General features: G+C 38.0%; 14 protein-coding genes. 13 read left to right on the top strand and 1 reads right to left on the bottom strand.

Translation table 11 applies throughout. The annotated features are described in order from the left end of the window. Window positions 1-27 precede the first annotated feature (27 nt). From fsa to secG, 8 genes are all read left to right on the top strand, one after another. Window positions 28-687, top strand: a complete 660-nt coding sequence (gene fsa / locus IPZ59_RS12045; RefSeq protein ID WP_236136296.1) for a fructose-6-phosphate aldolase — start codon at window positions 28-30, stop codon at window positions 685-687. Between the two features lie 62 nt (window positions 688-749). After that, the gene (locus tag IPZ59_RS12040; protein ID WP_236136295.1) at window positions 750-953 is read left to right on the top strand and encodes a fructose-6-phosphate aldolase; all 204 of its coding nucleotides are present in this window, start codon (window positions 750-752) and stop codon (window positions 951-953) included. 1 nt (window position 954) lies between these two features. Beyond that, window positions 955-1,665: a cell division ATP-binding protein FtsE gene (locus IPZ59_RS12035; RefSeq protein WP_236136294.1), complete on the top strand. Its 711-nt coding sequence runs from the start codon at window positions 955-957 to the stop codon at window positions 1,663-1,665. A gap of 69 nt (window positions 1,666-1,734) precedes the next feature. Continuing rightward, window positions 1,735-3,198 (top strand): tRNA (N6-isopentenyl adenosine(37)-C2)-methylthiotransferase MiaB, encoded by a 1,464-nt coding sequence (gene miaB, locus IPZ59_RS12030; RefSeq protein WP_236136293.1) that lies wholly within the window; start codon window positions 1,735-1,737, stop codon window positions 3,196-3,198. 11 nt (window positions 3,199-3,209) lie between these two features. Further along, on the top strand, window positions 3,210-4,502 hold the full coding sequence (locus tag IPZ59_RS12025) for a sigma-54 interaction domain-containing protein (RefSeq protein ID WP_236136292.1): 1,293 nt from the start codon (window positions 3,210-3,212) through the stop codon (window positions 4,500-4,502). Further along, complete coding sequence (lptE, locus tag IPZ59_RS12020; protein ID WP_236136291.1) at window positions 4,489-5,034, top strand: LPS assembly lipoprotein LptE; 546 nt, start codon at window positions 4,489-4,491, stop codon at window positions 5,032-5,034. The genes IPZ59_RS12025 and lptE overlap by 14 nt, the downstream gene beginning before the upstream one ends. A gap of 34 nt (window positions 5,035-5,068) precedes the next feature. Continuing rightward, window positions 5,069-6,004, top strand: coding sequence for a hypothetical protein (locus IPZ59_RS12015; protein WP_236136290.1), 936 nt, complete (start codon window positions 5,069-5,071; stop codon window positions 6,002-6,004). Window positions 6,005-6,011: 7 nt separating this feature from the next. Beyond that, on the top strand, window positions 6,012-6,377 hold the full coding sequence (gene secG / locus IPZ59_RS12010) for a preprotein translocase subunit SecG (RefSeq protein WP_236136289.1): 366 nt from the start codon (window positions 6,012-6,014) through the stop codon (window positions 6,375-6,377). 55 nt (window positions 6,378-6,432) lie between these two features. Here secG and IPZ59_RS12005 read toward each other — a convergent pair whose 3' ends face one another. Next, window positions 6,433-7,143 (bottom strand): hypothetical protein, encoded by a 711-nt coding sequence (locus IPZ59_RS12005; protein WP_236136288.1) that lies wholly within the window; start codon window positions 7,141-7,143, stop codon window positions 6,433-6,435. Window positions 7,144-7,361: 218 nt separating this feature from the next. Here IPZ59_RS12005 and IPZ59_RS12000 point away from each other — a divergent pair, with 218 nt between their 5' ends. The 5 genes from IPZ59_RS12000 to IPZ59_RS11980 all read left to right on the top strand — a co-directional run bounded on the left by IPZ59_RS12000 (window position 7,362) and on the right by IPZ59_RS11980 (window position 12,473). Continuing rightward, the gene (locus tag IPZ59_RS12000; protein WP_236136287.1) at window positions 7,362-7,640 is read left to right on the top strand and encodes a co-chaperone GroES; all 279 of its coding nucleotides are present in this window, start codon (window positions 7,362-7,364) and stop codon (window positions 7,638-7,640) included. 35 nt (window positions 7,641-7,675) lie between these two features. After that, window positions 7,676-9,304: a chaperonin GroEL gene (groL, locus tag IPZ59_RS11995; protein WP_236136286.1), complete on the top strand. Its 1,629-nt coding sequence runs from the start codon at window positions 7,676-7,678 to the stop codon at window positions 9,302-9,304. Between the two features lie 257 nt (window positions 9,305-9,561). After that, the gene (locus IPZ59_RS11990) at window positions 9,562-9,936 is read left to right on the top strand and encodes a response regulator (protein WP_236136285.1); all 375 of its coding nucleotides are present in this window, start codon (window positions 9,562-9,564) and stop codon (window positions 9,934-9,936) included. A 208-nt stretch (window positions 9,937-10,144) separates the two neighbouring features. Then, complete coding sequence (gene proB, locus IPZ59_RS11985; RefSeq protein ID WP_236136284.1) at window positions 10,145-11,236, top strand: glutamate 5-kinase; 1,092 nt, start codon at window positions 10,145-10,147, stop codon at window positions 11,234-11,236. Further along, window positions 11,229-12,473: a glutamate-5-semialdehyde dehydrogenase gene (locus IPZ59_RS11980; protein WP_236136283.1), complete on the top strand. Its 1,245-nt coding sequence runs from the start codon at window positions 11,229-11,231 to the stop codon at window positions 12,471-12,473. Before proB ends, IPZ59_RS11980 begins: the two co-directional genes overlap by 8 nt. Window positions 12,474-12,484 lie beyond the last annotated feature (11 nt).

Here is a 12,484-nt window from a genome sequence, read left to right as displayed (position 1 = left end):
TACTTCACTAATCTAACATCAATTTTCATGAAATTCTTTATTGATACAGCTAACCTAACCGAAATCAGGGAAGCATATGACCTTGGGGTTTTGGATGGAGTAACCACAAATCCATCATTAATGGCCAAAGAAGGTATCTCAGGAGATGAGCGCGTAAAAGCACACTACAAAGCCATCTGTGATATTGTGGATGACAATGTAAGTGCTGAAGTGATTGCTACTGATTTTGATGGAATGATCAAAGAGGGTAAAGAGCTGGCTAAACTTGACGATAAAATAGTTGTAAAAATCCCTATGATCAAGGATGGGGTAAAAGCCATCAAGAGGTTTCACTCTGAGGGTATTCGGACCAACTGTACCCTTATATTTGGACCAGGTCAAGCGCTTTTAGCTGCGAAGGCAGGTGCTACTTATGTATCTCCATTTGTAGGAAGGCTGGACGACATTTCTTATGATGGCCTGGAATTGATTGATCAAATCGTTCAAATCTATCAAAACTATGGGTATGCAACCCAAGTATTAGCAGCATCAATTCGTCACACTATGCACCTGATCAAATGTGCAGAAATCGGTGCTGATGTTGTGACCTGTCCATTGAAAGTTATAACCGGATTATTGAATCATCCGTTAACAGATGCAGGCTTGGCCCAATTCTTGGCAGACCATGCGAAAGCAGCAGGAAAATAAATGCAGGTAGGGAGCATGATCTGATCATGTTTCCCTCCTTTCATTCATGTAATCAACCACCTATGTATATCATCAAAGTAAAAGGAAAAGCGAAAATCCCGGATTACATTCAAATTAGAGATGAAAATTTTGTCTTAGTCGCTTATTTCCGTGCCGATAGACCTATGAAAAACATAGAAAAATTTGGTTTGGAAGGAAAAGAAGAAGCGCTTGAAACCCTCATTAAAGAAATGCCTTTCGGGAAACTACAAAAATTGAGTTTATAACATGATTTTTACAGCCGAGTCAATTATTCATGTGCAGGAAGCACATATTTTTCAAGGGTTGGATGCAGTGTTGCAAAATGTATCCTTCACTATCGAACAAGATGAATTCGTTTTTTTAATTGGAAGAACAGGGAGTGGTAAAAGCTCATTATTGAAGACACTTTATGCTGATTTACCATTGAAAATGGGAAAAGCAGAGATTGTAGGTTACCAACTAGCCGCAATCAAAAACAAAGATGTTCCTTATTTAAGGAGAAAATTAGGGATTGTTTTCCAAGATTTTCAGCTATTCCCAGATAGGACTGTAGCAGATAATTTATTCTTTGTCATGAAAGCTACTGGCTGGAAAGACAAAGAGGCTATGAAAAATAGAATGATTGAAGTTTTGATGCGGGTGGGTCTAGCAGATGCAGCTACTAAAATGCCCCATCAATTATCAGGAGGAGAACAGCAGCGAGTGGTCATTGCAAGAGCATTGTTAAATAAACCATCAATTCTACTTGCCGATGAACCTACAGGTAACTTGGACCCCGATGTAGCAGAAGGTATTTTTCAACTATTTACTGAAATCAATAAAGAAGGTACGGCAATCCTTATGGCTACCCACAACCATGATTTGCTGCGAAAGTATCCTTACCGTGTTCTAAAATGCGAAAAAGGCAAATTATTAGACAGCAAAAAGGACGACATTTCTATCAATACTTCGTACTGATTTATTTCACCCAAGAAACTGTCATTTTGTCCGATTTTTGTTAATTTTGCAAGCTCAAATACAGTATTCATGGAAAACATAATCAAAGATATAGATATCATCAGCCCAGATGAGGCGCAAGCATGTGATTTTAAAACGACGGAAGAGGAGAATACAGGGAAAACTAAAAAACTGTATATAGAATCCTATGGGTGCCAAATGAATTTTTCGGATTCAGAGATTGTCGCCTCCATCATGAAAGAAAATGGATTTGATACCACAGCAGACTTTCAACAAGCCGATGTAATTTTTCTAAATACCTGTTCCATCCGTGAAAAGGCAGAGCAAACGGTACGGAAAAGACTGAGCCAATTTAATGCTATCAAAAAACAAAAACCAGAATTGACAATCGGTGTTTTGGGTTGCATGGCTGAACGACTGAAAGATAAATTACTGGAAGAAGAAAAAATTGTAGATGTGGTCGTTGGACCGGACGCCTACAGGGATTTACCCAATTTAGTAGCTTCTGCTGAAGAAGGAACCAAAGGTGTCAATACATTTCTTTCCCGTGAAGAAACATATGCAGATATTTCTCCTGTACGGTTAAATTCCAATGGCGTTTCGGGGTTTATCTCGATCATGAGAGGCTGTGATAACATGTGTTCTTTTTGTGTAGTGCCTTTTACGAGGGGAAGAGAACGAAGCCGTGATCCTCACTCCATCGTACAGGAAGCTAGGGAATTGTTTGAAAAAGGGTACCGAGAAGTAACTTTACTGGGACAAAATGTAGACTCCTACAAATGGTCTCCAGAAGAAAACAACAAGGCTCGGCTGAACAGAAAAGAAGAAGAAGTTACTACTGTAATCAACTTTGCCCATTTACTAGAAATGGTCGCTCAGATAGACCCACTGTTGCGGATTCGTTTTTCTACTTCACACCCAAAAGACATTACAGATCAAGTGTTGTACACTATCAAAAAGTATGATAACATCTGTAAATACATTCACTTGCCTGTACAAAGTGGAAACTCGAGAGTCTTGGAGCTAATGAATAGAACCTATGATCGCGAATGGTATTTGGACAGAGTACGTGCTATCCGTGAAATACTCGGAGAGGAATGTGGAATTTCTTCTGACATGATTGCTGGTTTCTGCACAGAAACTGAAGAAGAGCACAGAGATACCTTGAGCTTAATGGAGATCGTAAAATATGATTTCTCCTACATGTTTTATTATTCTGAAAGACCAGGAACCTTGGCTGCAAAAAAGTATGCAGATGACATCCCATTGGAAATCAAAAAAAGACGACTTGCCGAAATCATTGAAAAACAAGCTCAACTCTCCTTGGAAAGAAATAAGCTCGATTTAGGTAAAGTATACGAAATCCTGATAGAAGGAACCTCCAAAAGGTCTGAAGATCAATTGAAAGGCAAAAACTCTGCCAATAAAGTAGTCATCATTCCAAACGATGGGACGCTGAAAAAAGGAGATTACGTACATGTACGAATTAAAGATTGCTCAGCAGCTACCCTATTCGGTGAACCCATTGCTTAATCACTCCAACCATGTTTACATCCGCAGAAATACAAAGTGTCAAACAACGATTTGGAATTATTGGCAATAGTCCTTTATTAAATCATGCCATATCTGTAGCTATGCAAGCATCGCCTACAGATATGACTGTATTGATTACAGGAGAAAGTGGCTCGGGAAAAGAATCCTTTTCGAAAATCATCCACTCGCTTAGTATGCGCAAACATGGTAAATTCATTGCCATTAACTGTGGAGCAATCCCTGAAGGTACCATTGATTCAGAATTGTTTGGACACGAAAAAGGATCCTTTACTGGCGCATATGAAGCCAGAAAAGGTTATTTTGAAGTCACTGATGGAGGGAGTATTTTTCTGGATGAAATTGGAGAAATGCCTTTAGGAACTCAAGCACGACTCCTTAGAGTCCTTGAAAACGGTGAATTCATCAAAGTAGGAAGCTCTAAAGTTCAAAAAACAAATGTCCGTGTCATAGCAGCCACCAATGTCAATTTGATCAAAGCTGTTGAAAAAGGCAACTTCAGAGAGGACTTGTATTACAGGCTAAATACGGTACCTATTTTTGTTCCACCCCTACGTGAACGTGGCGAAGATATGGTTTTATTGTTCAGAAAATTCACATCAGACTTTTCGGAAAAATATAGTGTGCGGCCAATTTCTTTAGATGATGATGCCAAAAAACTGCTTATGAGATTCCCTTTCCCAGGTAATATACGGCAGCTCAAAAATATAGCTGAACAGATTTCCCTGTTGGAACAGGAAAGAGAAGTCACAGCGGAAAAGTTAGATAAATACTTACCTAGTGATCAAAATAGGCTCCCTGCTATTTTTGCTAATGGCAATAAAGGGGAGAAGAACAGTGATTTCTCAGAACGGGAAATCCTTTATAAAGTGCTTTTTGAGATGAAAAGGGATATGAATGAGCTAAAAAAACTTGTTCTTGAAGCCTTTCAAGCAGGAAACTTTAACCCCACAATCATCAATAAGCATCAAGAATTATTTGAAGATTTAGAATCACCGATCAGCTTTGAAAAATCAAGCAATGCTTCAAGCAATACTCCAGTCAATGTTCCGTTTGTAATTGATAGTCCTAATTCGAAGGAAAATACAGAAAACTACGAAGATGAAACTATCGAAGATATTATTCATGAAGAAGATGATCACTCTCTTTCTCTCGAAAAGAAAGAAAAAGAAATGATTATTAAAGCATTACAAAAACATAATAACAAACGTAAATATGCTGCGCAGGACTTAGGAATATCCGAGCGTACCTTATATAGAAAAATTAAACAATATGATATTGAGTAAGCGCTTTTGGGTTAACAGTTGGCTACTTTGTTGTAGCTTCATATTGGTTTCCTCCTGTGCAATCAACTATAGCTTCTCGGGAGTCAACATTGATTATGATAAGGTAAAATCCTTTTCAGTAGAAAATTTCTTCAATGATTCTGGTGGAGGACCTGCCAATATGGAGCAGCTATTTACCGAATCCCTAAAAGATTTTTATCAGCGAAACACTCGATTGGAATTGGTAAGAACAAATGGAGATTTACAGTTTTCGGGAGCTATCAATCGGTATAACATTACACCGCAGGCAACTGTGACTACCACAGACCCTAATTTACCGGACAGGGCTGGCCAAATGCGCTTGACCATTGGTATAGAAGTAGAGTACGCAAACACCGTAGAAGAAGAGGAAAGCTTCAAAAGAACATTTTCCTTTTTCAAAGATTATGATCCTCGTACAACTTCTATCTTACAGGTAGAAAGCGTGTTAATAGAAGAAATTTTCGAAAGTATTCTTCAAGACATTTTCACTGCCACCGTTGCTAATTGGTAAAAATTCTTAACTTAGGGATCTTAAATTTAAACAATTGAACCTACAACTACTGTTAGATATCGCATCACGAGCTAATGAACTCCAAAAGGAAGACCTAAGTGAGCTTGTCAAATACAGTCAGGCTTTCCCTTACTTTCAACTTCCAAAAGTACTATTAGCAAAGTTTGAATACGAGCGAACCAATGGTAAAGAAAAAGACTTTTTGGCTTTAGCAGCATTGACAAGCCCAAATAGAAGTTGGCTAAAAGAATTGACTGAAAATAAGCAAGTTTGGAGTGAATTTAACCGATCCTTTACGTTAGAATTAACCAACCTACAGCTTTCCCAAACCAAAAGAAAAGAAGATAACTTCATTGACGATTTGGATGATCAGCTGACCCCTAACCCTAAAAATAACGTAGATCCAGCACAAAAAATAAGTGTGTTAAAAAGATTAGGGGAAGAGCTACACGACAAAAAGGCTTCTGAACAAACAGGAAATACACCTAAAAAAGAAGAAGAAGAAGAAAAATCTTCTAAGATTCCGGAGTCTTTGGCGGAAGAAAAACCTATTGAAAAGGAGCTTAAAACTCAAGAAATCGAAGTAGTAGAATCTGAACCACAGCAAAAGCCAACTAGGAAAAGAAGAAAGGCAGCAGATGAAGATCTGATAGAGAATATTCGTAGACGAGAGAAAAAAGAAATCAAAGACGAAAAGAAAAAAGAGCAAATTGATATCATCAAGGCATTTAGTAAAAAATCGATCAAGTTAGCCACCATCAAAGAAATCGAAGCTAACCATAATCAAAGCGACCTATCTGAAAAAAGTACGCAAATCAATGAGAACTTAATTACTGAATCTTATGCCAAGCTCCTTACAAAACAAAATAAAAAAATGAAGGCCTTAGAAATTTATCAAAAACTTATGGTGAAATTTCCAGATAAAAGCACTTATTTTGCAGACCAAATAAAAAACTTGGAAGATAATTAACTAGCATATGTTTACTTTATTAATCAGCATTATTATTGTCTTAGCCGTATTATTGATTTTAGTAATCCTAGGTCAAGATTCTAAAGGTGGTGTAGGAGCTGCCTTTGGAGGCGGAGCATCTCAAATTATGGGAGTCACCAAGACAGGAAATATCCTCGAAAAATCAACATGGGTTTTGGCGATCGCTATTTTGGTATTGTCTTTAAGTTCTTCAGCATTCTACACCACATCATCAGGTGATCAGTTTTCTTCCCCTAATATTGAAAATGCCCGAAGACAAATTATCTCTCCTTCTACAGATGCAGACAATAGTTTGTTGCCAAGTGTACCAGCTATCGAGACTGAGGAGCCTGTAGAACCTGAGAACAACTAAAAATTATAGAATTTTTATCATAAGAAAGCGGTCCAATAGGTCCGCTTTTTTATTTTTAATCTTGTATAGCTTTCAAAAGAATTCGTTTGGTGATGGGGAGAAAGCTTTCATTCATAGGGATTTGATATTTACTATGGATTCTAAAAGTTGCTGGATTAGGGAGATCTTGATGAGATTTCACCAATTCTAATTTGATATGCTCAAAGGTATGGGCAAATGATCTTTTTACTCTCCGAATCAATTGCATCATGATTCCTTTTAGCGTATCACTAGCTTGCTGGAAGAGGCTAACTTTGTAGCGATAAATATAGATATCTCTAGATGCATCGTGGGTAAGCATTGCGTATCCTTCCCGCTGGTACAATGGAGAGATGCCAACAGGCTCGATTTTCATTTCAGACTCTAGAAAATCATAAATATTTTTCCCCTCCTCAATTGCTTTTTGAAATTTGGGCATAGAAAAGTCAACAATCTCGGTAAGTTGCTTCATAAGTGCATCATCAACCAAGACAGGTTTATAATTTAACTTCATAGCTTCCCAATCGGGACCTTGCAATTGCTTAGGAAATCTGCCATTTAGCTGCTCTTTACTTTCTGCAAAACCTTTCAACCGGGTATAATGATGAATAAGCTCTGCTAACGGCGGATACAATTTTACTTCTTTAAATTGCCCTGACACATGTTTCATGTAAGCAAGAAGGATGTATTTTTTGTATTCAAAATCTATCCATCCTTCAGTAATCCAATTATCTGACAATCTTTCCATAGACCTTCTTTTGTCATAAAATTTACAAAAAACTGTCAACTAAAAAAACTTAACTTGTAAAATTGACAGGAGTTTTTCTGTATCTTTTTTATAAATCCCCCGAACTGTCTCCAAAGACCGACTTAATGTCAGACTTTGATTCAAAATCATGATTGGCATAAATATGGAAGATGGCTGTTTAAACATTTTAAGAACTAACCTTAAACAATTTAATAGTTATGTCAAAAGTTAACATCCAACCTCTTGCAGACAGAGTTCTCGTTGAACCTGCTGCCGCTGAAGAGAAAACTGCTTCCGGTCTTTTTATACCGGATACCGCTAAAGAAAAACCACAAAAAGGTACTGTGGTAGCTGTAGGAAGTGGTAAGAAAGATGAACCATTGACTGTTAAAGTAGGTGACACGGTGTTGTATGGCAAGTATGCCGGTACTGAGCTTTCAGTAGATGGTCAGGATTATCTTATCATGAGAGAATCAGACATCTTTGCTATCATCTAAATCATCTATCAACAAAAATTTAAATCAAGAAAAAAATGGCTAAAGAATTATTTTTCGATACCGACGCGAGAGACAGACTGAAAAAAGGTGTGGACGCTCTTGCAGATGCAGTGAAAGTGACATTAGGACCTAAGGGTAGAAATGTTATCATTGATAAAAAATTTGGTGCTCCTACCATCACTAAAGATGGTGTATCTGTTGCAAAGGAAATTGAATTGGCAGAGCCAATTGAGAATATGGGTGCACAACTTGTAAAAGAAGTAGCTTCCAAGACTGCTGATAATGCGGGTGATGGAACTACTACTGCTACCGTATTGACTCAAGCAATCTTCAATGCTGGTATCAAAAACGTAGCAGCAGGTGCTAACCCAATGGATTTGAAAAGAGGTATTGACAAAGCGGTAGCTGCGGTAGTAGCTGAATTGAAAGCAAACTCTAAAGCTATCTCTACTTCTAAAGAAATCCAGCAAGTAGCAACTGTTTCAGCAAACAATGATGATGAAATCGGCAAAATGATCGCTGATGCCATGGAAAAAGTGGGTAAGGATGGTGTCATTACTGTTGAAGAGGCAAAAGGTACTGAAACTGAAGTGAGAACTGTAGAAGGTATGCAGTTTGACAGAGGATATCTTTCTCCATACTTTGTAACCAATACAGAGAAAATGGAAGCTGAAATGGACAGACCTTACATCTTGATCTATGATAAAAAAATATCGTCCATGAAAGAGTTACTTCCTGTTTTGGAGCCAGTTGCTCAATCTGGAAGACCTTTATTAATCATTGCTGAAGATGTTGATGGTGAAGCATTAGCTACATTAGTAGTAAATAAGATCCGCGGCGCGTTGAAAGTAGCGGCTGTTAAAGCTCCTGGTTTTGGCGATAGAAGAAAAGCAATGTTGGAAGATATTGCCATCCTCACTGGCGGTACTGTAATCTCTGAAGAAAGAGGCTATAAACTCGAAAATGCTACTATCGAATACCTTGGAACTGCTGAGAAAGTAAATATCGACAAAGATAACACGACCATTGTCAATGGATCTGGAGATAGCAGTGCTATTCAAGCTAGAATCAACGAAATCAAAGCCCAAATTGAGAAAACTACCTCAGAATACGATAGAGAAAAATTACAAGAAAGACTTGCTAAATTATCTGGAGGTGTAGCTATCCTATATATTGGTGCTGCCACTGAGGTAGAAATGAAAGAGAAGAAGGATAGAGTGGATGATGCATTACACGCTACAAGAGCAGCTGTACAAGAAGGTGTGGTTGTAGGTGGAGGAGTCGCTTTGGTGAGAGCTTCATCTGCACTTGATGCTATAAAAGGTGACAATGACGACCAAGATACGGGTGTAAATATCATACGTATTGCAATCGAAGCTCCATTGAGAACAATTGTTGAAAATGCTGGTGGTGAAGGTTCTGTTGTTATCAACAAAATCAAAGAAAACACAGGTAATTTTGGATACAATGCTAGAACAGATATCTATGAGGACCTTTTCGAGGCAGGTGTAATTGATCCAACTAAAGTGACTAGGTTAGCGCTGGAAAATGCAGCATCTATTGCAGCATTACTTTTAACTACAGAATGCGTGGTCGCTGATGTCAAAGACGATTCCCCTGCGATGCCTCCAATGGGCGGTGGCGGAATGGGTGGCATGATGTAAGCCAGTAATATTCGATATTTTACCGAAGAGGCATTTGGGTTCCAAATGCCTCTTCTTTTTTTGAATATTCTAATATTTTATTTTCATTTATCTGCATCTCAACATACGATATAACTTTTACTATTATTGTAAATTCCATATCTTGTAAATATTATAAAAAAATAAAACTACTAATTTGAAAAAGTAGATGTTAATTAATCAGCAATAGTAAGTATATTTGACAGTCCCTGAACTTAATACATTAAACATTAAAATCAATGTTTAGATTTTCTGCCATAATTTTGGTCGATGATGACCCTATTAATAATTTAATTAACAAACGACTCATTTCAAAGACCAAGATTTCTGAAAGAGTCGAAGAGTTTCTTGAGGCTGAAAAAGCCTTAGAAAAATTGAAAAATCTTGGAGAAGAGGAAACAGCCCTAATCCTGTTAGATATCAATATGCCCGTAATGAATGGATGGGACTTTTTGAATTACTATGTAGAAAACTTATCGCATAGACCCGATAAGATTGTCATGCTTTCCAGCTCAATTGATTTCCAAGACCGAATCAAAGCTAACTCCTACAGCTGTGTAAAGGGTTTTATTGAAAAGCCCTTGACTCCTGAAAAATTTCAATCGATACTTTAATCAGCTTCAACACACTTTTTTAAGACCATTTAAATATTCCCGCTTTATGTTTCCTTTGATTCATCAAGGGCAAATGTTTACAAACAGACGGTGTTGTTTTAAAAAATTCAACGATTAATCTAATCTGTTTCATTTTTTGTTATTGTAAACAGCTTTTTGTTAGTAAATTTACAATTAATGAAAAAATCAACATTAAATTCGGGTTTTTGTGATTGACTATTTAAGCCAGACTATTGTCCTTAAAATCGGTTCTAATGTACTTACCTTATCTGATGGGACTCCTGATCTAAAAACACTATCGTCTTTGGTGAGCCAAATAGCAGCACTTCACAAGAAAGGAAAAAAAGTGATTGTCACCAGTTCTGGAGCAGTAGCTTTTGGAAGACAAGAGATTGATTTACCGAAAAAACTTGATCCGATCCTGAAGAAGCAGATCTTTGCCTCCACAGGACAAATTCGTCTCATCAATGAATACAAAGCCCTGTTCAAAAAGGAAAATGTACACATTGCCCAAATCTTGGTAACCAAAGAAGATTTCAGAGATCGAAAACATTTTTTGAACATGCGTTCCTGCATACAAGGATTGCTCTCCCAAGATATTATACCTATTATCAATGAAAATGATACGGTAGCAATTACCGAGTTAATGTTCACCGATAATGATGAATTAGCATCGCTTACAGCGGCCATGGTCAATGCGGATACACTTATACTTTTGACAAGTGTAGATGGGGTATACAATGGACCACCCAGCCATCCTGCATCAGAGTTAATTCCATCCATTGAAGGTGTTTTACCTGCATTAGAAAAAGTAGCTACGACTGAAAAGTCATCCTTTGGGCGAGGAGGCATGCTAACCAAGTTGAAGATGGCAATGAAAGCCGCTGATCTTGGCATCCGTGTCATCATTGCCAATGGCAAGCGCAGCGATATTTTACACCAACTATCCACAGTCCCTACTGTGCCTCACACGGTTTTTATACCAAAACCAAAAAAACAGAGCCCTAAAAAATGGCTTGCTTTTGGAGAACATTACTTTAAGGCAGCAGTAGTAATCAATAAAGGAGCCGAGGACATCCTGCTTTCTCAAAATGTAAATTCTTTGCTTCCAGTAGGGATTCAATCGATTCAAGGCACATTTGCCAAAGGAGATATTATAGCCATTAGAAATGAGTCTAACATACAGCTTGGTGTAGGAAAAGCAGAATACAATAGTGAGCAACTTCAAGCCGTCCTAGGACAAAAAAACCAAAAACCATTCATACACTACGACTACTTATATATTGCTCATTATGATTAACTTGGATTCTTTATTTCAACAAACTCAAGATGCGTCCCGTTTACTTAGCGCACTTACGGAGCGCCAGGTTCGTGAGCTTTTGGATACATTAACTTTTCTACTTAATTCCCAAATCGAAGAAATCTTAATTGCAAACCAGCGTGATTTAAGCAAAATGGATGTATCAGATTCTCGGTATGACAGACTATTGCTGACAGAAGATCGGATAAAGGGAATTATCAAAGAAATTAAACAGGTCCAAGAGCTCCCCTCCCCTATTGGTCAGATTTTGGAGGATAAAGTACTGCCAAATGGCCTTCACTTGCAAAAACTTCGAGTTCCCTTAGGGGTCTTGGGTATTATTTACGAATCTAGGCCAAATGTTACGATTGACGTATGTACATTGGCTTTCAAGTCTGGAAACGCCTTGATTTTGAAAGGAGGAACTGATGCACATGAGACAAACACTGCGTTAGTCAACTTGATTCATCAAGCATTGATCCATCATCAGCTACCGACAGCCTGTGTATGCTTACTACCACCTTCTAGAGAGGCTGTACATGCGCTTTTACAGGCAAGGAAATGGGTAGATGTCATCATTCCACGAGGCAGTCAGGGACTTATAGACTTTGTCCGATCCAACTCATTAGTACCGGTAATTGAAACAGGAGCAGGAATCGTACATACTTATATTGATAAGAGTGCTGATCTTGATAAAGCCCGCATGATTGTTGTCAATTCCAAAACAAGAAGACCAAGTGTCTGCAATAGTTTAGATTGCTTGATCATCCATCATGACCGCTTAGCTGATTTGGGAAAATTGATACAGCCATTACTCGAAGCAGGAGTAGAAATATTTGCTGATACAGCAGCCTTCCAAGCATTACATTCTTTAGGAAATCCAAGCATCAAACTTGCCGATTCAGAACATTTTGGAACAGAGTTTTTGTCCTTGAAAATGGCTATTAAAACAGTGGTAACTATCGACGAAGCCATTGCACATATTCATCAGTACAGTTCCAAACATTCGGAAGCTATTGTTGCAGAGGATCAAGAAACCTTACAGCATTTCTTGAGACAGGTAGATGCAGCCGCCGTTTATGCCAATGCCTCTACCGCTTTTACTGATGGTAACCAATTTGGCATGGGAGCTGAAATTGGAATCAGCACACAAAAGCTACATGCTCGAGGTCCTATGGCACTTCCAGAACTCACCAGTTATAAATGGATCATTCGAGGAAACGGGCAAATCAGGTAAGATTAAAACAA

The organism is Mongoliitalea daihaiensis (assembly GCF_021596945.1).
GTDB lineage: Bacteria > Bacteroidota > Bacteroidia > Cytophagales > Cyclobacteriaceae > Mongoliitalea > Mongoliitalea daihaiensis.
The sequence above is the reverse complement of the archived record's forward strand: the minus strand, read 5'-3'. Positions and strand labels throughout refer to the sequence as shown.

What these genes read in the sequence shown, in the direction of transcription:
- fsa (WP_236136296.1), top strand. Translation starts at nt 28, where the DNA reads ATGAAATTCTTTATTGATACAGCTAACCTAACCGAAATCAGGGAAGCA.
- IPZ59_RS12040 (WP_236136295.1), top strand. Translation starts at nt 750, where the DNA reads ATGTATATCATCAAAGTAAAAGGAAAAGCGAAAATCCCGGATTACATT.
- IPZ59_RS12035 (WP_236136294.1), top strand. Translation starts at nt 955, where the DNA reads ATGATTTTTACAGCCGAGTCAATTATTCATGTGCAGGAAGCACATATT.
- miaB (WP_236136293.1), top strand. Translation starts at nt 1,735, where the DNA reads ATGGAAAACATAATCAAAGATATAGATATCATCAGCCCAGATGAGGCG.
- IPZ59_RS12025 (WP_236136292.1), top strand. Translation starts at nt 3,210, where the DNA reads ATGTTTACATCCGCAGAAATACAAAGTGTCAAACAACGATTTGGAATT.
- lptE (WP_236136291.1), top strand. Translation starts at nt 4,489, where the DNA reads ATGATATTGAGTAAGCGCTTTTGGGTTAACAGTTGGCTACTTTGTTGT.
- secG (WP_236136289.1), top strand. Translation starts at nt 6,012, where the DNA reads ATGTTTACTTTATTAATCAGCATTATTATTGTCTTAGCCGTATTATTG.
- IPZ59_RS12005 (WP_236136288.1), bottom strand. Translation starts at nt 7,143, where the DNA reads ATGGAAAGATTGTCAGATAATTGGATTACTGAAGGATGGATAGATTTT.
- IPZ59_RS12000 (WP_236136287.1), top strand. Translation starts at nt 7,362, where the DNA reads ATGTCAAAAGTTAACATCCAACCTCTTGCAGACAGAGTTCTCGTTGAA.
- groL (WP_236136286.1), top strand. Translation starts at nt 7,676, where the DNA reads ATGGCTAAAGAATTATTTTTCGATACCGACGCGAGAGACAGACTGAAA.
- IPZ59_RS11990 (WP_236136285.1), top strand. Translation starts at nt 9,562, where the DNA reads ATGTTTAGATTTTCTGCCATAATTTTGGTCGATGATGACCCTATTAAT.
- IPZ59_RS11980 (WP_236136283.1), top strand. Translation starts at nt 11,229, where the DNA reads ATGATTAACTTGGATTCTTTATTTCAACAAACTCAAGATGCGTCCCGT.